23 protein-coding genes are annotated in these 22,712 nt (G+C 56.6%); 8 read left to right on the top strand and 15 right to left on the bottom strand.

The window, feature by feature from the left end; genetic code table 11:
* Positions 1–2: 2 nt before the first annotated feature.
* Entirely contained in the window at positions 3–947 is a 945-nt protein-coding gene (znuA, locus tag ACTJJI_RS12755; RefSeq protein ID WP_192544505.1) for a zinc ABC transporter substrate-binding protein ZnuA, read from the bottom strand.
* A 77-nt stretch (positions 948–1,024) separates the two neighbouring features.
* Between znuA and znuC the strand changes: the two genes are divergently transcribed.
* Both znuC and znuB read left to right on the top strand, forming a co-directional pair.
* Positions 1,025–1,780: a zinc ABC transporter ATP-binding protein ZnuC gene (gene znuC, locus ACTJJI_RS12750; RefSeq protein WP_014832401.1), complete on the top strand. Its 756-nt coding sequence runs from the start codon at positions 1,025–1,027 to the stop codon at positions 1,778–1,780.
* Complete coding sequence (gene znuB / locus ACTJJI_RS12745) at positions 1,777–2,562, top strand: zinc ABC transporter permease subunit ZnuB (RefSeq protein ID WP_046888027.1); 786 nt, start codon at positions 1,777–1,779, stop codon at positions 2,560–2,562. The genes znuC and znuB overlap by 4 nt, the downstream gene beginning before the upstream one ends.
* Before the next feature lie 58 nt (positions 2,563–2,620).
* On the opposite strand, the gene ruvB is transcribed toward znuB, so the two are convergent.
* From ruvB to aspS, 6 genes are all read right to left on the bottom strand, one after another.
* Positions 2,621–3,631, bottom strand: a complete 1,011-nt coding sequence (gene ruvB, locus ACTJJI_RS12740) for a Holliday junction branch migration DNA helicase RuvB (RefSeq protein WP_013096086.1) — start codon at positions 3,629–3,631, stop codon at positions 2,621–2,623.
* 8 nt (positions 3,632–3,639) lie between these two features.
* On the bottom strand, positions 3,640–4,254 hold the full coding sequence (gene ruvA / locus ACTJJI_RS12735; RefSeq protein WP_014832403.1) for a Holliday junction branch migration protein RuvA: 615 nt from the start codon (positions 4,252–4,254) through the stop codon (positions 3,640–3,642).
* An 81-nt stretch (positions 4,255–4,335) separates the two neighbouring features.
* Positions 4,336–4,857 carry a crossover junction endodeoxyribonuclease RuvC gene (gene ruvC, locus ACTJJI_RS12730; protein ID WP_014832404.1) on the bottom strand — a complete coding sequence of 174 codons (522 nt, stop codon included), beginning with the start codon at positions 4,855–4,857 and terminating at the stop codon, positions 4,336–4,338.
* Between the two features lie 34 nt (positions 4,858–4,891).
* Complete coding sequence (locus tag ACTJJI_RS12725; protein WP_008500447.1) at positions 4,892–5,632, bottom strand: YebC/PmpR family DNA-binding transcriptional regulator; 741 nt, start codon at positions 5,630–5,632, stop codon at positions 4,892–4,894.
* A gap of 27 nt (positions 5,633–5,659) precedes the next feature.
* On the bottom strand, positions 5,660–6,103 hold the full coding sequence (gene nudB, locus ACTJJI_RS12720) for a dihydroneopterin triphosphate diphosphatase (protein ID WP_014832405.1): 444 nt from the start codon (positions 6,101–6,103) through the stop codon (positions 5,660–5,662).
* Position 6,104: 1 nt separating this feature from the next.
* Positions 6,105–7,877 carry an aspartate--tRNA ligase gene (gene aspS / locus ACTJJI_RS12715; protein ID WP_014832406.1) on the bottom strand — a complete coding sequence of 591 codons (1,773 nt, stop codon included), beginning with the start codon at positions 7,875–7,877 and terminating at the stop codon, positions 6,105–6,107.
* Between the two features lie 263 nt (positions 7,878–8,140).
* Here aspS and ACTJJI_RS12710 point away from each other — a divergent pair, with 263 nt between their 5' ends.
* From ACTJJI_RS12710 to cmoB, 5 genes are read left to right on the top strand one after another with little or no spacing between them, the layout of a single operon-like run.
* Positions 8,141–8,707, top strand: coding sequence for a hydrolase (locus ACTJJI_RS12710; RefSeq protein WP_440654310.1), 567 nt, complete (start codon positions 8,141–8,143; stop codon positions 8,705–8,707).
* On the top strand, positions 8,704–9,522 hold the full coding sequence (locus tag ACTJJI_RS12705) for a DUF72 domain-containing protein (protein WP_046888025.1): 819 nt from the start codon (positions 8,704–8,706) through the stop codon (positions 9,520–9,522). The genes ACTJJI_RS12710 and ACTJJI_RS12705 overlap by 4 nt, the downstream gene beginning before the upstream one ends.
* Positions 9,523–9,572: 50 nt before the next feature.
* On the top strand, positions 9,573–9,968 hold the full coding sequence (locus tag ACTJJI_RS12700) for an MAPEG family protein (RefSeq protein ID WP_013096077.1): 396 nt from the start codon (positions 9,573–9,575) through the stop codon (positions 9,966–9,968).
* Between the two features lie 40 nt (positions 9,969–10,008).
* Positions 10,009–10,752, top strand: coding sequence for a carboxy-S-adenosyl-L-methionine synthase CmoA (gene cmoA, locus ACTJJI_RS12695; protein WP_440654307.1), 744 nt, complete (start codon positions 10,009–10,011; stop codon positions 10,750–10,752).
* Positions 10,749–11,720, top strand: coding sequence for a tRNA 5-methoxyuridine(34)/uridine 5-oxyacetic acid(34) synthase CmoB (gene cmoB / locus ACTJJI_RS12690; RefSeq protein ID WP_047360928.1), 972 nt, complete (start codon positions 10,749–10,751; stop codon positions 11,718–11,720). Before cmoA ends, cmoB begins: the two co-directional genes overlap by 4 nt.
* A 204-nt stretch (positions 11,721–11,924) precedes the next feature.
* On the opposite strand, the gene cutC is transcribed toward cmoB, so the two are convergent.
* On the bottom strand, positions 11,925–12,668 hold the full coding sequence (cutC, locus tag ACTJJI_RS12685; RefSeq protein ID WP_014832410.1) for a copper homeostasis protein CutC: 744 nt from the start codon (positions 12,666–12,668) through the stop codon (positions 11,925–11,927).
* Positions 12,669–12,746: 78 nt separating this feature from the next.
* A complete protein-coding gene (locus ACTJJI_RS12680) occupies positions 12,747–13,307 on the bottom strand; it encodes a VOC family protein (protein WP_046888023.1) in 561 nt (186 codons plus the stop codon).
* A gap of 239 nt (positions 13,308–13,546) precedes the next feature.
* Between ACTJJI_RS12680 and argS the strand changes: the two genes are divergently transcribed.
* On the top strand, positions 13,547–15,280 hold the full coding sequence (gene argS, locus ACTJJI_RS12675; protein ID WP_440654304.1) for an arginine--tRNA ligase: 1,734 nt from the start codon (positions 13,547–13,549) through the stop codon (positions 15,278–15,280).
* Between the two features lie 39 nt (positions 15,281–15,319).
* Here argS and bglB read toward each other — a convergent pair whose 3' ends face one another.
* The 6 genes from bglB to cheZ form a co-directional block, all read right to left on the bottom strand.
* Positions 15,320–16,459 (bottom strand): beta-galactosidase BglB, encoded by a 1,140-nt coding sequence (gene bglB, locus ACTJJI_RS12670; RefSeq protein ID WP_050860163.1) that lies wholly within the window; start codon positions 16,457–16,459, stop codon positions 15,320–15,322.
* A gap of 4 nt (positions 16,460–16,463) precedes the next feature.
* Complete coding sequence (locus tag ACTJJI_RS12665; RefSeq protein ID WP_440654302.1) at positions 16,464–18,047, bottom strand: MFS transporter; 1,584 nt, start codon at positions 18,045–18,047, stop codon at positions 16,464–16,466.
* Positions 18,048–18,306: 259 nt separating this feature from the next.
* Complete coding sequence (flhE, locus tag ACTJJI_RS12660) at positions 18,307–18,699, bottom strand: flagellar protein FlhE (protein ID WP_014832416.1); 393 nt, start codon at positions 18,697–18,699, stop codon at positions 18,307–18,309.
* The gene (gene flhA / locus ACTJJI_RS12655; RefSeq protein WP_014832417.1) at positions 18,699–20,777 is read right to left on the bottom strand and encodes a flagellar biosynthesis protein FlhA; all 2,079 of its coding nucleotides are present in this window, start codon (positions 20,775–20,777) and stop codon (positions 18,699–18,701) included. Before flhA ends, flhE begins: the two co-directional genes overlap by 1 nt.
* Positions 20,770–21,918 (bottom strand): flagellar biosynthesis protein FlhB, encoded by a 1,149-nt coding sequence (flhB, locus tag ACTJJI_RS12650; RefSeq protein WP_013096066.1) that lies wholly within the window; start codon positions 21,916–21,918, stop codon positions 20,770–20,772. The genes flhA and flhB overlap by 8 nt, the downstream gene beginning before the upstream one ends.
* Before the next feature lie 145 nt (positions 21,919–22,063).
* On the bottom strand, positions 22,064–22,708 hold the full coding sequence (gene cheZ / locus ACTJJI_RS12645) for a protein phosphatase CheZ (RefSeq protein WP_013096065.1): 645 nt from the start codon (positions 22,706–22,708) through the stop codon (positions 22,064–22,066).
* Between the last annotated feature and the right edge of the window lie 4 nt (positions 22,709–22,712).

Below are 22,712 nucleotides of genomic sequence, written 5' to 3'. Positions count from 1 at the left end.
CGTTAATCTCCTTTCAGGCAGCTCGCATACTGGTTCGCCAGTTGAGTGAGGAACTGTGAATAGCTCGCTTTACTCAACTGGATGTTCGTTCCTAGCGGGTCAAGGGTTCCCATGCGCACGGATGTCCCCCTGGCCACGGCTTCTACGACCGCTGGCCTGAACTGTGGCTCAGCAAAAACGCAGGACGCTTTTTGCTCAACCAACTGTGTTCTGATCTCATGTAAACGCTGCGCACCAGGCTGAATTTCAGGGTTGACGGTAAAATGCCCACGCGGGGTCAGGCCGTAGTGTTTTTCGTAATAGCCATAGGCGTCATGAAAAACGAAGTACCCTTTTCCTTTCAGCGGTGCCAGCTCGTTACCCACCTGCTTATCGGTTGCGGCTAATTGTGCCTCAAAATCTTTCAGGTTGGCGTCTAGTTTGGCTCGACTTTGCGGCATAAGTTCCACTAATTTGTCATGGATTGCAACCGCCGACAGCCGCGCTATCTCTGGGGAGAGCCAAAGATGCATATTGTACTCGCCGTGATGGTGATCCCCGTCACCTTTTTCATCATGAGCATGATGACCTTCGTGTTCGTCACCGTCGTCGTCACTCCCCTTCATGAGTAACGGTTGCACACCGGTGAGTTCGGCAATGGTGACCTGTTTAGCCTCAGGAAGCTGTTTCGCAGACTTCTGCATGAAGGCTTCCATTTCTGGCCCAATCCAGACAACTAAGTCTGCGTTTTGTAAGCGTTTTACATCAGACGGACGCAATGAATAATCATGCTCTGAAGCCCCATCAGGCAGCAGAACCTGGGTCTCGGTCACTCCATCAGTAATGGCCGAAGCAATGAATCCCAGCGGTTTAAGCGAAGCGACAACGGCCGCGTTGACATCTTGTGCTGTTGTACCCCAAAGGGCGGCGGATAATGCTGCGAAAAGAAGCGTATTTTTATGTAACATAATGCGGCTAATCATCGTAATGAATGCGTGGAATGTGATATTATAACATTCGTTGACTTCTGCAAGCTTAAATTGACATGACAACTTTGGTTTCTCTTGAAAATGTTTCGGTCTCATTCGGTCAGCGCCGCGTTCTTTCTGACGTGTCGCTGGATCTGAAGCCCGGTAAAATTCTGACGCTGCTCGGTCCGAACGGCGCAGGTAAATCCACCCTTGTGCGCGTGGTGCTGGGTCTGGTAGCCCCTGATGAAGGTGTCATCAAGCGTGAAGAAAAATTGCGTATCGGCTACGTCCCGCAAAAATTACACCTCGATGCCACGCTGCCGCTGACCGTCAGCCGCTTCCTGCGTCTGCGCCCCGGAACGCGTAAAGCCGATATTCTCCCGGCGCTGAAACGTGTCCAGGCAGGCCACCTTGTCGACGCCCCGCTGCAAAAACTGTCCGGTGGGGAAACCCAGCGCGTGTTACTTGCCCGCGCGCTGCTGAGTAGCCCCCAACTGCTGGTACTGGATGAGCCAACGCAGGGTGTGGACGTCAATGGTCAGGTCGCGCTTTACGATTTGATTGACCAACTGCGCCATGAACTGAACTGCGCGGTGCTGATGGTCTCCCACGACCTGCATCTGGTGATGGCGAAAACCGACGAAGTGCTCTGTCTGAACCATCATATCTGCTGCTCCGGCACACCTGAAGTGGTGTCGATGCACCCTGAATTTATCTCCATGTTTGGCCCTCGCGGTGCTGAGCAACTGGGGATTTATCGCCATCATCATAATCACCGCCATGATTTACAGGGACGAATTGTCCTGCGCCGGGGAAATGGACACTCATGATTGAACTGTTACTGCCCGGCTGGCTGGCCGGGATTATGCTCGCCTGCGCCGCGGGTCCGCTGGGTTCGTTTGTGGTATGGCGCAGAATGTCCTATTTCGGCGATACCCTGGCGCATGCTTCACTGCTGGGCGTGGCATTTGGGTTGCTGCTGGACGTCAATCCGTTCTATGCGGTGATTGTCGTTACGCTGCTCCTCGCCGCCGGTCTGGTCTGGCTGGAAAAACGCCCTCACCTCGCCATTGATACCCTGCTTGGCATTATGGCGCACAGCGCCCTGTCGCTGGGTCTGGTGGTAGTGAGCCTGATGTCCAATATCCGCGTTGACCTGATGGCCTACCTGTTTGGCGACCTGCTGGCCGTGACGCCGGACGATCTGATCGCTATCGCCATCGGCGTGCTCGTGGTGCTGGGAATTCTGCTCTGGCAGTGGCGTAATTTGCTCGCAATGACCGTCAGCCCGGATCTGGCGTTTGTTGACGGGGTGAAATTGCAGCGCGTGAAGCTGCTGCTGATGCTGGTGACGGCGCTAACCATCGGCGTGGCGATGAAATTCGTCGGTGCGCTGATTATTACATCGCTGCTGATTATTCCTGCGGCCACCGCGCGTCGTTTTGCCCGTACGCCGGAGCAGATGGCAGGCGTGGCGGTGATTATCGGGATGATTGCGGTCACGGGCGGATTAACCTTCTCGGCGCTCTATGACACGCCTGCGGGGCCGTCAGTGGTGCTGTGTGCCGCGGTGCTGTTTATTTTCAGTATGATGAAGAAGACCGCAAGTTGACATCGAGGGCGCTGATGCCCTCACCCTAACCCTCTCCACAGGGAGAGGGAATTAAGCATTACGGCATTGCCGGTGGCGTGATACCGAAATGATTCCACGCCCGCACCGTGGCCATGCGTCCACGCGGGGTACGTTGCAGGAAGCCCTGCTGGATCAGATACGGTTCGAGTACATCTTCAATGGTCTCGCGCTCTTCCCCGATTGCCGCCGCCAGGTTATCCAGCCCGACCGGCCCGCCAAAGAATTTGTCCAGCACCGCCAGCAGCAGCTTGCGGTCCATGTAGTCAAAACCCTCAGCATCGACATTCAGCATATCCAGCGCCTGAGCAGCAATCTCGGCAGAAATGGAACCATCGTGCTTCACTTCTGCAAAGTCACGGACGCGGCGCAGCAGGCGGTTAGCGATACGCGGTGTCCCGCGCGAGCGCTTCGCCACTTCAAACGCCCCCTCTTCACTCATATCCAGCCCCATATAGCGGGCACTGCGGCCGACGATATGCTGGAGATCGGCGACCTGATAAAACTCAAGACGCTGAACAATCCCAAAGCGGTCGCGCAGTGGAGAGGTTAACGACCCGGCACGGGTGGTGGCGCCAATCAGGGTAAACGGTGGCAGATCGATTTTGATTGAACGCGCGGCCGGACCTTCACCGATCATGATATCCAGCTGGTAGTCTTCCATTGCCGGATAGAGTACCTCTTCCACCACCGGAGACAGGCGATGGATCTCATCGATAAACAGCACATCGTGAGGTTCAAGGTTGGTCAGCATCGCCGCCAGATCGCCTGCTTTTTCCAGTACCGGGCCTGACGTGGTACGCAGATTCACGCCCATTTCATTGGCAACGATATTCGCCAGCGTGGTTTTCCCCAAACCCGGAGGACCAAAAATCAGCAGGTGATCGAGCGCATCGCCGCGCAGCTTTGCCGCCTGGATGAAGATCTCCATCTGGGAACGCACCTGCGGCTGGCCAATATACTCATCAAGCAACTTAGGGCGGATCGCGCGATCCACCACGTCGTCAGCCTGAATAGTGCCTGCCGATACCAGGCGATCTGCTTCAATCATCCTTTACCTCACAATGCAGCGCGCAGCGCTTCACGAATCAGGGTTTCACTGCTGGCATCCGGTTTGGCAATTTTACTCACCATTCGGCTGGCCTCCTGAGGTTTATAGCCCAGCGCCACCAGCGCGGCAACCGCTTCCTGCTCGGCATCATCATCTGACGCAGGCGCACCCGGAGACGTCAGAACCAGATCGGCCGCCGGGGTGAACAGATCGCCATGCAGACCTTTAAAGCGGTCTTTCATCTCCACAATCAGGCGCTCTGCGGTTTTCTTACCAATGCCCGGAAGCTTAATCAGCGCGGCAGGATCTTCGCGCTCAACGGCATTCACGAACTGCTGGGCGGACATACCGGAGAGAATGGCCAGCGCCAGCTTCGGCCCGACGCCGTTGGTTTTAATCAGCTCGCGGAACAGGGTGCGTTCCTGTTTGTTGTTGAAGCCGTAGAGCAGCTGAGCATCTTCACGCACCACAAACTGGGTAAAGACAATCGCCTCTTTACCCGCGTCCGGCAGCTCGTAGAAGCAGGTCATCGGCATATGGACTTCATAGCCCACGCCACCCACTTCCAGCAGCACTAACGGGGGTTGTTTTTCAATGATGATGCCTCTGAGTCTGCCTATCACGTGACGCTCCTGCGTTCTGGAAATTTATTGATTTGCGACATAATAAAAAAAGGCTGGATAAACATCCAGCCTGATTTCTCATTATCGTAACCTGCCTCGCGCCAGATTAAGTCGCGACTCGCTCATTTGCATCGCATTCTGGCTGACATGACAGTGGGTGATCGCAATCGCCAGCGCATCGGCGGCATCGGCCTGCGGATTCGCCGGAAGTTTCAGCAGCGTGCGCACCATGTGCTGCACCTGGCTTTTCTCCGCGCTACCAATCCCCACCACCGTCTGCTTGACCTGTCTTGCCGCGTATTCAAATACCGGAAGATCCTGGTTCACGGCAGCAACAATTGCCACGCCCCGCGCCTGACCGAGCTTTAACGCCGAATCGGCATTTTTCGCCATAAAGACCTGCTCGATGGCGAAATAGTCAGGCTGAAACTGGGTGATAATCTCCGTCACGCCCGCATAAATGAGCTTCAGTCGCGACGGCAAATCGTCAACTTTGGTGCGAATACAGCCACTGCCAAGGTAGGTTAACTGGCGTCCAACCTGACGGATAACGCCGTAACCGGTGACGCGTGAGCCGGGGTCAATCCCAAGGATAATCGACATCACGCGTCTCCCGTAAACGGTTTACACGCTCTCATCAGAGAGTCGCTGCAACCTCATCAGAGATCTCACCGTTGTGATACACTTCCTGCACGTCGTCGCAGTCTTCAAGCATGTCGATCAGACGCAGCAGTTTTGGTGCCGTTTCAGCATCCATATCCGCTTTGGTGGACGGGATCATGGAGACTTCAGCGTTGTCGGCTTTCAGGCCCGCCGCTTCCAGCGCATCACGTACTGCGCCCATCTCTTCCCATGCGGTGTAGACATCGATAGCACCATCGTCGAAAGTGACTACGTCTTCCGCACCCGCTTCCAGCGCCGCTTCCATGATGGCATCTTCGTCGCCTTTCTCGAAGGAGATGACGCCTTTTTTGCTGAACAGGTACGCAACGGAACCGTCAGTCCCCAGGTTACCCCCGGTTTTGGTGAACGCATGGCGCACTTCTGCAACCGTACGGTTACGGTTGTCGGACAGGCATTCAACCATTACCGCGGTACCGCCAGGGCCGTAACCTTCATAAATGATGGTTTCCATGTTCGCGTCTTCGTCACCGCCCACGCCACGTGCGATAGCACGGTTCAGGGTGTCACGCGTCATGTTGTTGGACAGCGCTTTATCTACCGCCGCACGCAGACGTGGGTTAGACGCCGGATCGCCGCCACCCAGACGCGCCGCTGTCACCAGCTCGCGAATGATTTTGGTAAAGATCTTACCGCGCTTGGCATCCTGTGCCGCTTTGCGGTGTTTGGTGTTGGCCCACTTACTATGACCTGCCATAAAAAGTTCTCCAAAAATCGCGCCTTTTCAGGCTGCGTTAATTACAAATTCTTCAATCGCCTGCCGGTTGCTCCACGACTTGGTCAGTGCGGCGGCATCCGCCGCATCCACCCAGCGGTAGGTCAGATGTTCGGTGAACACGATCTCCCGTTCGTGGGGAAGCGCGAGACAGAACCACGATTCCGTGTTGCGCTCGATCCCCGGCGCATAGCGATGACGTAAATGGCTAAAAATTTCAAACTCCACCGTGCGCTGACAGTCCTTCAGGGTCAGTTGCTCACAAGCAACGTCAATGGTGACCTCTTCCTTTACTTCACGCGCGGCGGCCTGCGGCGCGGTTTCCCCCTCTTCCAGACTGCCGGTAACCGACTGCCAGAATTCAGGGTCGTCGCGCCGCTGCAACATCAGCACCCGCTTCGTATCTTCTGCATAAATCACTACCAGAACAGAAACGGGACGCTTATATGCCATATCAGTTTTTCTCTTCCTTTTTCACCACGTCGATACCCAGCTCAGCCAGCGCGGCCGGGTTAGCGAAGCTTGGCGCTTCAGTCATCAGACACGCCGCTGCGGTGGTTTTCGGGAAGGCGATAACGTCACGGATGTTGTCGGTACCGGTCAGCAGCATGGTCAGACGGTCAAGACCGAATGCCAGACCTGCGTGAGGCGGCGTACCGTACTTCAGCGCATCCAGCAGGAAGCCGAACTTCTCGCGCTGTTCCTGTTCGTTGATGCCCAGAATGCCGAACACCGTCTGCTGCATGTCACCGCTGTGAATACGCACGGAACCGCCGCCCACTTCATAGCCGTTGATAACCATATCGTAGGCGTTCGCGACCGCCTCTTCCGGTGCCGCTTTCAGCTCTGCCGCCGTCATGTCTTTTGGCGAGGTGAACGGGTGGTGCATGGCCGTCAGACCACCTTCACCGTCGTCTTCAAACATCGGGAAGTCGATAACCCACAACGGCGCCCATTTGCTCTCGTCGGTCAGGTTCAGATCTTTGCCCAGTTTCAGACGCAGCGCACCCATGGCATCGGCAACAATTTTCTTGTTGTCAGCGCCGAAGAAGATCATGTCGCCATCCTGCGCGCCGGTGCGCTCAAGGATCGCTTCGACGATTTCCGCATTCAGGAACTTCGCTACCGGGCTGGTGATACCTTCCAGACCTTTCGCCCGCTCGGTAACTTTAATATAGGCCAGACCTTTCGCGCCGTAGATCTTGATGAAGTTGCCGTAGTCGTCAATCTGCTTACGGCTAAGCGCAGCACCGCCCGGAACTCGCAGGGCTGCTACGCGGCCTTTCGGATCGTTAGCCGGGCCGGCAAACACTGCAAACTCAACGGATTTCACCAGGTCAGCAACGTCCACCAGCTCCATTGGGTTACGCAGGTCTGGTTTGTCGGAGCCGTAACGACGCTCGGCTTCGGCGAAGGTCATGATGGGGAAGTCGCCCAGCTCCACGCCCTTCACGTCATTCCACAGGCTGCGCACCAGCGCTTCCATCACTTCACGCACCTGCTCAGCGGTCATGAAGGAGGTTTCCACATCGATCTGGGTAAATTCTGGCTGACGGTCAGCGCGCAGGTCTTCGTCACGGAAACATTTAACGATCTGATAGTAGCGATCGAAGCCGGACATCATCAGCAGCTGTTTGAACAGCTGTGGAGACTGCGGCAGTGCGTAGAATTTGCCTTTATGAACGCGGGATGGCACCAGGTAATCGCGCGCGCCTTCCGGCGTGGCTTTGGTCAGCATTGGGGTTTCGATATCGAGGAAACCGTGGTCATCCATAAAGCGACGCACCAGGCTGGTGATTTTCGCACGGGTTTTCAGGCGCTGTGCCATTTCCGGGCGACGCAGATCCAGGTAGCGGTATTTCAGACGCGCTTCTTCAGTGTTGACGTGGTTGGAGTCCAGCGGCAGCGCTTCAGCACGGTTGATGATCGTCAGATCGGAGGCCAGCACCTCAATGGCACCGGTCGCCATATCTGCGTTGACGTTTTTCTCGTCACGCGCACGTACGGTGCCGGTGACCTGAATGCAGAACTCATTACGCAGCTCAGAAGCCAGCTTCAACGCGTCCGCGCGATCCGGATCGAAGAACACCTGAACGATACCTTCGCGGTCGCGCATATCGATAAAGATAAGGCTACCAAGATCACGACGACGGTTGACCCAACCACACAGGGTCACCTGCTGTCCGACGTGGGACTGACGCAGCTGCCCGCAATATTCTGTACGCATGAGATATCCCTTAATTAGCCGCAGGCTAAATGTCGCCTGGTATCAGGCTACTATGTCGCAGCTTTCTGTATGTCACAACTGGATGAAAAAAGGCGGCTATTATACTGGAAATTCCGCCGGACGATAAGAGCGAAGCACGGCCAGACGCACGTTTGCTGTGCTCTTATTGCGCATTCTCACAAAAATTAACAAAATTATCCGACCGATAACAGGCCATAACGTCGTAAGGTGTAACGGAAGCGATTCATTTAACTGGAGTTACCATGCTGACACTTGATGCCCGCAAAACCGCGCTGGTGGTGATTGATTTACAGGAAGGGATCCTTCCCTTTGCCGGTGGCCCGCACACCGCTGATGAAGTCGTCAGCCGTGCCGCCCGTCTGGCAGAGAAATGCCGCGCCAGTGGCGCACCGGTTGTCATGGTGCGCGTGGGGTGGTCGGCCGATTTTGCCGAAGCGTTAAAACAGCCGGTTGACGCCCAGGCACCCGCGCACGCCCTGCCGGACAACTGGTGGACGTATCCGGTCTCGCTCGGCAAACGCGACAGCGATATCGAAGTGACCAAACGCCAGTGGGGCGCCTTCTACGGCACCGACCTGGAGCTGCAGCTGCGCCGCCGCGGTATCGACACCATTATCCTGTGCGGGATCTCCACCAACATCGGCGTGGAATCCACCGCCCGTAATGCCTGGGAGTTGGGCTTTAACCTGGTGATTGTCGAAGACGCATGCAGCGCGGCTTCCGCAGAACAGCACCACGGCAGCATGACCCACATTTTCCCGCGTATCGGTCGCGTGCGCAGCACGGATGAGATTTTAAGCGCGTTATGATGTACGTGGGCCTGCCCCAATGGTCGCACCCGAAGTGGGTGCGCCTTGGCATAACCAGCCTTGAAGAGTACGCCCGGCACTTTAACTGCGTGGAGGGCAACACCACGCTGTATGCCCTGCCCCGGGCAGAGATTGTCGAGCGCTGGCGCGAGCAGACCACGGACGATTTCCGCTTCTGCTTTAAATTTCCGGCCACCATCTCCCATACCGCCGCGTTGCGAAATTGCGGTGATTTAACCGAAGAGTTCTTTGGCCGGATGTCGCCGCTGGCAAATCGTATCGGTCAGTACTGGCTGCAGCTTCCCGCCACCTTTGGTCCGCGCGATCTGCCCGCGCTCTGGCAATTTCTTGATGGCCTGTCCCGGGACTTTACCTACGGCGTTGAAGTGAGACATCCTGAATTTTTTGCCAAAGGTGAGGTGGAGAAAGCACTCAACCGGGGTTTGCATGAGCGCTCAGTCAACCGCGTCATCCTTGACAGTCGTCCTGTTCACAGCGCCATTGCGCATAACGAAGCCATTATTGATGCCCAGCGCAAGAAGCCCAAAGTGCCGGTCCACGCCATCGTAACCGCGCAGAATCCGATGGTCCGGTTTATCGGCAGCGACAATATGCAGCAAAATCAGGAGATGTTCGCCGTCTGGCTGCAAACGTTAGCGAAATGGGAACACTCCACCACGCCGTATCTCTTCTTACATACGCCGGATATCGCCCAGGCCCCCGAACTGGTCGATACACTCTGGCAGGCCTTGCAAACCGCGGTTCCGTCGGTAGGCAGCGCGCCGTCCATCCCACAACAATCTTCTCTTTTCTGAGATCACGCCATATCATAGAGACGCCATCTGCCAAAACACAGGGAGTTTGTATGGTCAGCGCGTTGTATGCGGTGCTAGGTGCATTACTGCTGATTAAATTTTCATTTGATGTTGTGCGACTCAGAATGCAGTACCGCGTCTCTTACGGCGACGGCGGGTTTTCCGAACTGCAAAGCGCTATCCGTATCCACGGCAACGCGGTCGAGTACATTCCGGTGGCACTCATTTTACTGCTGTTTATGGAGATGAATGGCGCCGAAACCTGGATGGTACACATTTGTGGCCTGCTGCTGATTGCGGGTCGGTTAATGCATTATTACGGCTTTCACCACCGCTTATTCCGCTGGCGTCGTTCCGGCATGAGCGCGACATGGTGCTCGCTTTTGCTGATGGTGCTGGCTAACCTTTGGTATATGCCGTGGGAGTTGGTTTTCTCCTTCCGTTAGCGCACAATACGCCACTTTATTTTTCCCGGATTTTTACGTTATGTCAGATCGCGACACGCTTTTTTCCGCGCCTATCGCCAGCCTGGGCGACTGGACCTTTGATGAACGGGTAGCCGAAGTCTTCCCGGATATGATCCAGCGCTCTGTTCCCGGTTATTCCAATATTATCTCTATGATCGGCATGCTGGCTGAACGCTTCATTCAACCCGGCACGCAGGTGTATGACCTGGGCTGCTCGCTCGGCGCGGCAACGCTGTCGGTACGTCGTAACGTTCATCACGAAGGCTGTAAGATTATCGCCGTCGATAACTCCCCGGCGATGGTTGAACGCTGCCGTCGCCATATTGATGCCTGGAAAGCGGCAACCCCGGTCGAGGTGGTTGAAGGCGATATTCGTGATATCGAAATCCACAACGCCTCGATGGTCGTACTGAATTTTACCCTGCAGTTTCTGGTGCCTGATGACCGCCAGCGGCTGCTGGACAAAATTTATCAGGGCCTTAACCCCGGTGGTGCGCTGGTGTTGTCCGAGAAATTCAGCTTTGAGGACGCGACCGTCGGCGAGTTGCTGTTCAACATGCACCACGATTTCAAACGTGCAAACGGCTACAGCGAACTGGAGATTAGCCAGAAACGCAGCATGCTGGAAAACGTGATGCTGACAGACTCCGTGGAAACCCATAAAGCCCGCCTGCGCCAGGCAGGCTTCGAGCACAGCGAACTGTGGTTCCAGTGCTTTAACTTTGGCTCCCTGGTGGCGCTGAAAGCTGAGGATGCCGCATGATTGAGTTTGGTAACTTCTATCAGCTGATTGCAAAAAATCATCTCTCCCACTGGCTGGAGACCCTGCCTGCGCAGATTGCCGCCTGGCAGCGCGATCAACAGCATGGGCTGTTAAAGCAGTGGTCAAATGCGGTGGAGTTTCTGCCGGAGCTGACGCCTCATCGTCTGGATCTGTTGCACAGCGTAACGGCAGAAAGCGCAGAGCCGCTTCCCGCCGGGCAGATTAATCGCATCGAAACGTTGATGCGTAACCTGATGCCATGGCGCAAAGGTCCCTTTTCGCTCTACGGGGTGAATATTAATACCGAATGGCGCTCAGACTGGAAATGGGATCGCGTTCTGCCGCATCTCTCCGACCTGACCGGCCGTACCATTCTGGACGTCGGCTGCGGTAGCGGTTACCACATGTGGCGCATGATTGGCGCGGGTGCGCATTTAGCCGTGGGCATCGATCCGATGCAGCTGTTCCTGTGCCAGTTCGAAGCCGTGCGTAAGCTGCTGGGTAACGACCAGCGTGCGCACCTGCTCCCACTGGGCATTGAGCAACTGCCAGCCCTGAAAGCGTTTGATACCGTCTTCTCCATGGGCGTGCTGTACCACCGCCGCTCCCCGCTGGAGCATCTGTGGCAGCTGAAAGATCAGCTGGTCAGCGGCGGCGAGCTGGTGCTGGAAACGCTGGTGGTGGAAGGCGATGAAAACACCGTGCTGGTGCCGGGTGACCGCTACGCGCAAATGCGTAACGTCTACTTCATCCCTTCCGCGCTGGCGCTGAAGAACTGGCTGGAGAAGTGCGGGTTTGTGGATGTGCGTATCGCCGACGTCTGCGTAACCTCCATCGAGGAGCAACGCCGTACAGACTGGATGGTGACCGAGTCGCTGGAGCAGTTCCTCGACCCAACCGACCACAGCAAAACCGTTGAAGGCTATCCGGCACCGATGCGTGCGGTATTGATTGCCACCAAGCCGTGACCTTATAGCCGGGTGGCGGCTGCGCCTTACCCGGCCTACTCATCGCAGGTTTTCTCCAAAATATTTCAAGTTGCAGCAAGGCGGCAACGCAGCTGCGGCTTAAAATATGAAGGAGAAAAAAAGGCCCCTGTGTAATTGGCAGGGGCCTGGTACAAGCAAGCATCATATTGGGCGACATGATGCGCGGTAAAAATCGGTACGTTGCTACACGTGATGACGTTCAATCAGCGATTTCATTTCCGCAACCGACTCTCCCTCTACACCGTAGCGTGAGTACTCATCCGCTTCAGCATCCGTCGACATAGACAACCCTGTGTTGCGATAACGCATGGGCGACGGTATCCATTTCCCGGCAGAGCTATGAAGCTCTTCCACCCCGGCGTTTAAAAACAGTTCCAGATTGCTGGCACGAACTCCCGCGCCCGCCATTATTATTGGAACACCGGAATGTGCTTTTAGTTCCGTAATTAATTGCAGTCCTTTTTCAGCAGACGACTGCTGGCCCGATGTTAAAATGCGCGCTACGCCAAGTTCTGCTAGCGTATCAAACGCTTGCAACGGGTTTTTACACATATCAAAGGCCCGGTGAAAAGTCACTGCCATCCCCTTTGCGGCATCCATCACCTGGCGCATACGCGGTACATCGACGTTGCCTTCTTCATCAAGCAGCCCCGTCACCAGCCCCGGGAATCCCAGATCGCGAACAAGGGCGATATCTTCAAGCATGGCACTGAACTCGCCCGCCGTATAACAAAAATCACCGCCACGAGGACGAATAATGGGGTGTACCGGAACGGTGACAGCCTGACGGGCAGACTTCAACACGCCGTACGAGGGCGTTAACCCCCCTTCTTTCGGTGCCGCGCACAGTTCAATGCGGTCAGCTCCCCGCTGTTGCGCCGTCACGGCACACTCCACGCTGTAACAACAAATCTCCAGCAGCGCCATCAACACCTCCTTAAATTCCGCTTAATGTACCATCATGACACGCTGTCCCCGGCCGGTCTTCGCGTGTTGTCACACCGCTTACCCTTCACTGGCAACGATCTGTTCAATCGTCCAGGGGTGAAACTTCACCGTCACCTGCCCGTCAGTCACCGCCAGCGTCGGGTTTGGTAAACGCTCGCGCTCGCCTTTCGGTGAACTCGTTTTCACAAAGATGCCCGGCTTGCTCAGCCCCTCATCAGACAGCAGCGCCAGCGCGCGGGCATTCAGCGTTTCGGGCTCGCCAGGCAGCACAATTTCGATATGCTCCCAGCCTTCATGCGGGTAACGCTTCTCTCCCGGCCACGGCAACTCAACGACGGTGAATTGCCAGTGCGCTACGCAGACCGGCTCATGCAGTTTAAACAGGCAGATAGGACGGCCGTTGATGATGTTCTCAGAGAGCAGTTCCCCGCACTGTTCAAACCCGCGACGCCAGCGCTCGGCGGTGGCGTTCTGATGACAGCGCAAGGAGATGTGATCGGCCTCAAGCGGCGCAATGTCCAGACCAAGACGGGTGGCAAGTTCTGTGAACGCCTGGGTGAAGCGCGGTAAATCTGCGGAAATATCATGCAGTTCGTCAATGGATTGCCAGTTCGCCATAAGTCAGTCTCTTATTGTGTCGCAAAGCCGCTAATTTACTCTGTTGCCCCCTTTTGACCAACCGTGGAATAACGGTTTTTGTGACTGCATGATTATGCACGCCTTCTTAGCCTGGATTCTGCGCGATCTTCGCCCCCCGCAATGCTGACGCCAGAAGGCATTTGCAGTATACTCCCGCCCTAAATTCTTTAACTGGCGCGGGCGGTGGTAAGCCCGCATCAAAAACGTAAGGTATCCAGGTGAATATTCAGGCTCTTCTCTCAGAAAAAGTCAGTCAGGCACTGATTGCCGCAGGCGCGCCTACGGATTGCGAACCGCAGGTTCGTCAGTCAGCGAAAGTACAGTTTGGCGACTATCAGGCTAATGGCGTGATGGCAGTGGCTAAAAAACTGGGCATGCCACCGCGACAACTGGCTGAGCAGGTGCTGACTCATCTGGATCTCACCGGCATTGCCAGCAAAACCGAAATCGCTGGCCCAGGCTTTATCAACATTTTCCTTGAGCCGGCCTTCCTGGCAAGCCACGTTGACGCCGCGCTGAAATCTGACCGTCTGGGTGTAACCCAACCAGAAGCGCAGACCGTGGTGATTGACTACTCCGCGCCAAACGTTGCAAAAGAGATGCACGTTGGCCACCTGCGTTCCACCATCATCGGTGACGCGGCAGTGCGCACCCTTGAGTTCCTCGGTCACAAGGTGATCCGGGCGAACCACGTGGGCGACTGGGGCACCCAGTTCGGTATGTTGATTGCTTACCTAGAAAAACAGCAGCAGGAAAACGCGGGTGAGATGGCGCTGGCGGACCTGGAAGGGTTCTACCGAGAAGCCAAAAAACATTACGACGAAGATGAAGCCTTCGCCGAGCGCGCACGCAGCTATGTGGTAAAACTGCAGGGCGGCGATCAGTACTTCCTTGAGATGTGGCGCAAGTTGGTTGACATCACCATGTCCCAGAACCAAATCACCTACAACCGTCTGAACGTGACCCTGACCCGCGATGACGTAATGGGTGAAAGCCTCTATAACCCAATGCTGCCGGGCATTGTGGCTGACCTGAAGGCCAAACAGCTGGCGGTTGAGAGCGAAGGTGCAACGGTGGTATTCCTTGATGAGTACAAAAACAAGGAAGGCGAACCGATGGGCGTAATCATCCAGAAAAAGGATGGCGGCTACCTCTACACCACCACCGATATCGCCTGCGCGAAGTACCGTTACGAAACGCTGCATGCTGACCGCGTGCTGTACTACATCGACTCCCGTCAGCACCAGCACCTGATGCAGGCGTGGACTATCGTGCGTAAAGCCGGTTATGTTCCCGATTGCGTACCGCTGGAACACCACATGTTCGGCATGATGCTGGGTAAAGACGGCAAGCCGTTCAAAACCCGTGCGGGCGGTACGGTGAAGCTGTCCGACCTGCTGGATGAAGCGCTGGAACGCGCCCGTCGCCTGGTGGCGGAGAAGAACCCGGATATGCCAGCCGATGAGCTGGAAAAACTGGCGAACGCGGTAGGTATCGGTGCGGTGAAATACGCGGATCTCTCCAAGAACCGTACCACCGACTATATCTTCGACTGGGACAACATGCTGGCGTTTGAAGGTAACACCGCGCCGTACATGCAGTATGCCTACACCCGCGTGCTCTCAGTGTTCCGTAAAGCGAATATCGATGAAAGCGTGCTGGCGAATGCAACAGTGACCATTACCGAAGATCGCGAAGCCCAGCTGGCAGCGCGTCTGCTGCAGTTTGAAGAGACACTGTCTGTGGTCGCGCGCGACGGTACCCCGCACGTGATGTGTGCTTACCTCTACGATCTGGCCGGTCTGTTCTCCGGCTTCTACGAGCACTGCCCTATTCTGTCGGCGGAAAATGAATCGGTCCGCAACAGCCGCCTGAAGCTGGCACAGCTGACGGCGAAGACCCTGAAGCTGGGTCTGGATACCCTGGGTATCGAAACCGTAGAACGTATGTAATACAAAAAACCCGGCCAACATCGCCGGGTTTTTTTATGATCAGAAGTACTTCCGCAAATACTCCGTCAAGCAGAGGATCGCCATTGCCTGACCGTACGGCATCGACGTCAGCGGGATCTGACGGTAAAACGCCAGATCGCTTCCCATCCCGGTTCCGAACGACGTTTGTAGCAGCTCCCCTTCCGGCGAGATATTTTTCACTATTCCTCGAATGGCTTTCTCCGCGACATCAGCATACTCCACCGCCACATAGCGCTTACGCACGGCTTTGAGAATACCGTAGGCAAAGCCTGCCGTGGCCGACGCCTCCAGGTAGGAGTCAGGGTCATCGAGCAGCGTATGCCACAGGCCGCTGTCATCCTGACATGTCGCCAGCGCAGCGATCTGCGCATTGAGCACCTGCGTCAGATAGCGGCGCACGGCGTTGTTTTCCGGCAGCTCGACCAGTTCGAGGAAGTCCGGGATCACGATGGTGAGCCAGCTGTTGCCACGCGCCCAGCGGGCATGGGCAAAGTTATGGTTGCCGTCATAGTTCCAGCCGTGGAACCACAGCCCGGTCTCCCGGTCCATCAGGTTCTGCACGTGCAGCAGGAACTGGTACACTGCCTCCTCAACGTATTCCGGTTTGTTCAGCAGCTTGCCAATTTTGGCCAGCGGCAGGACCGTCATCATCAGCGTATCATCCCACATCTGCTGCGCGTTCTCTTCCGCCAGGGTAATGTGCTGCATGCCGCCGTGTTCGGTACGGGGCATCTCGTGCATCGCCCATTCCGCCCAGCTCTCCAGCCACGGCAGCCAGGCCGGGTTTTTGGTCTCTTCATAGCGGTACGCCAGCGTCAGGAACGGCGACATGGTATTGACGTTTTTGGTGGTTGCCCCTTCCGCAAAACGGTCGGCAAACCAGGCGTCAATAATATCACGCATCCCTTCATCGCCGGTCTGGCAGTAGTACTGCCAGATACCGTACAGACCGACGCCATGCGTCCACTCCCACCCTGACCAGCCTTTGGTATCTATGACGCGCCCGTCGTCCAGCCGCAGCAAAAATTCACCCGTTTTGTCATGGATATTGACCAGGTTATGCGTCACCTTCTGAATCAGCGATTTCAGCTCGTCCCTGGCGATAAAACGCTCTGGCTGACGCAGTAAGGGGCTATGTTTGACAGGCCAAACTTTCATCATCTTAACCTCTGTTGTATGTCGAATTCAGTACCGCACGTCCCTTCAGCGAAGGCGCCGCTGGTTTATTGCGATTGAGATAACCAATGTTGTTATTGCCCCACAGGGATTCGAACGGCATACCGGCCAGCATTTCCACGGTGGCGCGGGCGCGCGGGGTGGCCGCTTCAGGCATCGCATGGCCGGACGCGCGCATTTTCGCGGTCTCTTCGCGCAGCGTGCTGTGGGTTTGCAGATTGAGCCTGAAGCGCAGGGAGACCAGGAAGCCACAGAACAGCACCAGAAGGGTTCCCACGCTTAAAATCAGCAGAATGGTGTGGCTTACCTCGGCAGGCTGGGTTTTCTGACCGCTGACAAACCCGGACATCTGCATCACAATCCCGACCAGCATTACCGCACCGGCCTGAGACGCTTTTCGGGTCAGCGTCATGATGCCGGCAAAGATGCCCTCGCGACGCTGACCGGTGATCACTTCGTCCACGTCAGCAATGTAGGTGTAGGTGTTCCACGGCACATAGTTGATACCGCCGCGACCGAGACCGGCAACCGCTGAGATAAGCAACAGCAGCGCGTAAACGTCGCTCAGTCCGGCGTAATACAGCACGGCGTAAGAGAGAGAGGCCAGGCCAAACAGCACCACCACCATGCGGTAAGACGGGGCAGGTCCAAAGCGAATGCACAGCGGGATCATCCCAATCACGGCGAGGAACTGGAAGATGGCCATCGTGCCCAGCAGGTTTGACGCCATTGAGGCCTCCTGCATCAACACAAACACCACGTAATAGGTAAACACGGCGTTGAAGACATCCTGGGCGATATATCCCCCAAGGTACATGCCCAGGTGCTGACGGAAAATCTTGATGCGCAGCGTCGAGCTTAACTCCACAAACAGGCGGTTCAGGCTCTGGCCGAGGGTCAGTTTTTTCTTCTCTTCTTCCGCGCGCAGGGCCGCTTCGGACCACTCCTCGCGCGGGCGCTCCCAGGTGAAGAACCAGACAAAGGTCAACATCAGCGCGCACAGCACCGAGAAGACCAGGCTTGCGTAGAAGAAAGAAATCGCGTTGTCTTTCCCAAAGTGGGTCAGCAGGATCCCCGGCAGGAACGAAGCCAGGATCGCGGACATCTGCGCCATCGAAATACGCGCACCGGAGAATTTGGTTTTCTGTTTAAAGTCATCGGTCATTTCCGGTACCAGCGTTTCATACGGCACCAGAATCATGGTGTAGACGATATCGAAGACCAGATAGGTCAGCAGGTAGTACCAGAAACTCATCTCCCCAACCCACATCAGGGAGTAGCTGAAGACGCAGGGAATACCGAGCAGAATAAAGAACTTGCGGCGGCCAAAGCGTTTGCCCAGCCAGGTCGTGCCAAAGTTATCGGTCACAAAGCCCATTAACGGGCTGACCACCGCATCCAGCACCCTTGCCGCCGCAAAAATAAAGGTTGCTTCAATCGGAGTGAGTCCACAGAAGGTTGTATAAAAATACAAAAGCCAGGCCGCCGTCAGCGCGGTGGTTCCCGCGCCGAGGAAATCCCCTGCCCCGTATGCAAGATAGTTTGCGAGTCCAATTTTTCGTGTTTTCATTGCCGTCAACCCTAATCAGTTTTAGGAGCCCCCTGTAAGCAAACCTCATCCGGGAGTTTTTACACGGCTACAGTAGAATTAACGCCCTGTGGAAACCTTTCTGTTTCTGCCATCACACCGCAGGGGTTGGCAAAAACGCAAAGAGTGTCATTACGCGCGTCACTGATTTATAAAACAGCGTTTCCTTTACTTCAAAAGGCGAGGTCATTTTTGCGAGCCCGCTATCATAATCATTGATAACGGGCGTTGAGGCGGGCAACTAGCGGTAGTTAACGATAACGGAATTACTCTGCACCTTAAGCGCCGGGATCAAGCGTCCGCCGCCTGGCACCTCCCAGATAAAGCGTAAAGGCTCTACAGCAGGTACGCCGTTGAACGCCTGGGTGGTGCCATTCTCTCCGTCGATTTCCGTGCAGCGGCTCTGGGAGCACAGACGCACCTGCAGCCCGGCGGGCGTCGGGCCAATCAGCGTGTAGTTCCACACCACCAGGCTCATCTGACCGGACACCGGTTCAGAGGGTGCCAGCGGGCGCGACGACATCGCCACGCCACGGTTGCTGAGGGTCACGCCAATGCTGCTGGCCTGCCAGGTACCTTCTCCGGCGGCCTGCGCCACCAGCGGGAAGAGTAAGAGCATTAACCACTTACGCATTATTTACCTCCAATCGTCGCCGTCATACGAATATGGCGATTATCAGACAGCTCCAGATTCGACAGCACAACCAGCTGGTTCAGGCTACGACGCAGGAAGCGTGACAACAGCGGACGTAGCGCATGGTTAACCAGCAGCACCGGTGGCGCCCCCAGCATCTCCTGGCGCGCCAGCGCCTCCTGAGTTTGCGCCAGCAGACGGTCCGCAAGACCTGGCTCCAGCCCGCCACCGCCCTGCAGGGCCTGCAGCAGCAGGCGTTCCAGCGGTGTATCAAGGCCAATCACCTGCACTTCACCGGTGCCCGGGAACCACTGCTGCGTGATTGCGCGGCCCAGCGCCACACGCACCACCGCCGTCAGTTCGTGCGGATCGCTTTGCAGCGGCGCATGCTCGGCGAGGGTTTCCAGAATGGTGCGCATATCGCGGATCGGCACTTTTTCATCAAGCAGGTTTTGCAGCACCTTATGCAGCGTGGTCAACGTCAGCACGCCCGGCACCAGATCTTCCGTCAGCTTCGGCATCTCCTGGCTCACGCGGTCAAGCAACTGCTGAGCTTCCTGGCGGCCAAACAGTTCTGCTGAGAACTGCCCAATCAGGTGGTTAAGATGGGTGGCCACCACGGTACTGGCTTCCACCACGGTATACCCCTGAATTTGCGCCTGCTCTTTCAGCGCGCTTTCAATCCAGATAGCGGCCAGACCAAACGCGGGATCGATAGTCTGTTCACCCGGCAGCGTACCGGCGGCTGTGCCCGGGTTAATCGCCAGCCAGCGCCCCGGATACGCATCACCGCTGCCAATCTCTACCCCTTTCATCAGAATACGGTAGCGTGCTGGCGGAAGATCCATGTTGTCGCGGATGTGCACAACCGGCGGCAGGAAGCCCATATCCTGAGCGAATTTTTTACGGATACTGCGAATGCGGCCAAGCAGCTCGCCATCCTGCTGGAAATCGACCATCGGGATCAGACGGTAACCCACTTCCATCCCCAGGGAATCTTCCAGTTGAACGTCGTTCCAGGTGGCTTCCACGGCCTGCGTGTTCTCCGGCATTTTAACCGGCACAGGTTCTGCCGCCGGTTTCATTTCGCGGCCACGCATCCACCAGGCCAGGCCCAGCAGCGCCGCCGTGAACAGCAGGAACACCAGGTTCGGCATGCCCGGCACCAGACCGAGCAGACCCAGCACCGCCGCCGCCAGCAGCATGACGCGCGGGTTGCTGAACAGCTGCCCGACCATCTGCTCACCAACGTCCTGATCGGTACTGACGCGGGTGACGATCACGCCCGCGGCGGTCGAAATCACCAGCGCCGGGATCTGGGCCACCAGACCGTCACCGATGGTCAGCAGCGTATAGCTTTCCGCCGCGTGTCCCATGTCCATGCCATGCTGCAGAACACCCACCAGCAGGCCGCCCACCACGTTAATCACCATGATGAGAATGCCCGCGATGGCATCACCACGCACAAACTTACTCGCACCGTCCATCGAGCCGTAGAAGTCCGCTTCCTGGGTCACTTCCGCACGGCGTTTTTTCGCTTCATCTTCCGCGATGAGTCCGGCGTTGAGGTCGGCGTCGATCGCCATCTGCTTACCTGGCATCCCGTCCAGCACAAAGCGCGCGCCAACTTCCGCGATACGCCCCGCACCTTTAGTGATAACCATAAAGTTGATGATAACGAGGATGACGAACACCACGATGCCGATGGCAAAGTTACCGCCCACGAGGAAGTGGCCGAACGCCTCGACCACTTTACCGGCCGCTGCCGCACCGGTATGCCCTTCCATCAGGATGATACGCGTGGACGCCACGTTCAGCGCCAGTCGCAGCAAGGTGGTAAACAGCAGAATGGTCGGGAACGCCGCGAACTCAAGGGTACGCTGGGTGAACATCGCCACCAGCAGCACCATAATGGACAACGCAATGTTGAAAGTGAAAAGCAGATCGAGGATGAATGCCGGCAGCGGCAATACCATCATCGACAAGATTAGCAGGATGAGGATCGGCCCGGCAAGGATCTGCCATTGGGTCGATTTCAGGTTGCCGGGCAGGCGCAACATTGCCACCAGATTAGCCATCAGTGTCCTTCTCGTTCATAAAATCCAGCGCAGCAGGCACCGGAAGGTTCTCAGGTTTCACAGGTCGTTGACCGCCGGCCAGACGCCAGCGTTTCAACTGCCATACCCAGGCCAGTACTTCCGCCACGGCGGCGTAGAGTTGTCCTGGGATCTGTTGTCCAATTTCAGCGTGGCGGTACAACGCTCGCGCCAGCGGCGGTGCTTCCAGTATTGGCACCCGGTTTTCCGTGCCAATCTCCCGGATGCGCAGGGCGATTAAGCCCGCCCCCTTCGCCACCACTTTCGGCGCGCTCATTTTGTTCTCGTCATACTGCAGCGCAACGGAATAGTGGGTCGGGTTGGTGACGATAACGTCGGCTTTCGGCACATCTTCCATCATCCGTCGACGGGCGGCGGCGCGCTGCATCTGGCGGATACGCCCTTTCACGTGCGGGTCACCCTCCATCTGCTTATATTCGTCGCGGATATCCTGGCGCGACATGCGCAGTTTTTTGAAGTGGCTATACAGCTGGAAGATAACGTCGAATCCCACCATCGGGATGATGCTGAGGACCACCAGCAGCGCACAGAGTCCGACCAGATTCAGCGCATTGCTCATCGCGGTAAGAGGAGATTCGCTGATAAGCCGCATCATTTCCGGCCAGTTATGCCAGAGGTAAAATCCCGCAGCACTGCCCATCAGCGCCGCTTTGAGAATGGCTTTAAGCAGTTCTGCCCCGGTCTGGGCGGAGAACATTTTCGCGATGCCCGACAGCGGGTTCAGTTTGGAAAATTTCGGTTGCAGCGATTTGGTGCTGAAGACCAGGCCGCCGAGCATCACCGGCGAGATCAGCGCAACCAGCACAACCCCGGTAATGAGGGGCAGCAGCGCGACCATGGCCCCTTTAATAAGCTGAATAATCTGGCTGAGGATAAGGTTTGGGTCGTTGACCATACTGTGGTCGAAACGTAAGCCGGCAGAGAGCATCCCCGCCAGTTTTCGGGCGAGCGACTCCCCACCCCACCAGATGATGCACACACCCACAATAAGGATCAGCAGGGATGTCAGCTCTCGGGATCGGGGGATCTGCCCTTCCTCACGCGCTTTTTCAAGTCGGTGGGGTGTGGGGGCTTCTGTTTTGTCGTCGTTCTCTTCTGCCACAGTGCATGCCCGGCCTGTTAAGTCACGGGTATCATGCCAGCGCAGCGGAAATCCAATGGCGGGAAAAGCCCGTTTATTCGGGCTCTTTTCGGTGATTCTGCGTTAACCGCCTCAGGTGCATGAGCCCCTGAGGCGGAAAGGCGTATCAGAAGCCGAGGCTGTCCAGCAGGTCGTCTACCTGATCCTGGCTTGCCACCACGCCCGCTTTGGTGGCGTCGAGCTGTGGACCATTGAGCAGGCTTTCGTTCTCGCGTTTCGGACGTGCAGCCGGTTCCGGGATGTTCTCGAGCAGCACCATCAGCAGCTGACGTTCAATCTCCTGAATGACATCCATCATGCGCTTGATAACCTGACCGGTCAGGTCCTGGAAATCCTGCGCCATCATGATGTCCAGCAGCTGAGCGTTGGTAAAGCTGGTGTGGCCCGGTACATCACCCAGGAACTGACGGGTATCCGTCACCAGCTCGCGGGCATCCGCCAGCTCGATAGGGTTCTCAAACCACTCATCCCAGCGTTTGGTCAGCGCCTTCGCGCCCTTTTCCATCGCATCCTGGTGCGGTTGTGACGCTTCAACGCTGTTCAGCGCACGTTCAGCCGCTTGCGCGGTCATCTGCACAACATAGTCCAGACGGTCACGCGCGTCAGGAATTGCTTCCGCCGCTTCTGCGATAGCCTGGTCCAGCCCCAGTTCACGCAGGCTGTCACGCAGCATGCGTGTCAGGCTGCCGATGCGGGCAATGATATCGCTGGGCGAATGTTCTTCAACGGGTTTCATAGCAGGTTGCATCATAACC

The organism is Enterobacter sp. 22466 (assembly GCF_052044775.1).
GTDB lineage: Bacteria > Pseudomonadota > Gammaproteobacteria > Enterobacterales > Enterobacteriaceae > Enterobacter > Enterobacter dissolvens.
The sequence above is the reverse complement of the archived record's forward strand: the minus strand, read 5'-3'. Positions and strand labels throughout refer to the sequence as shown.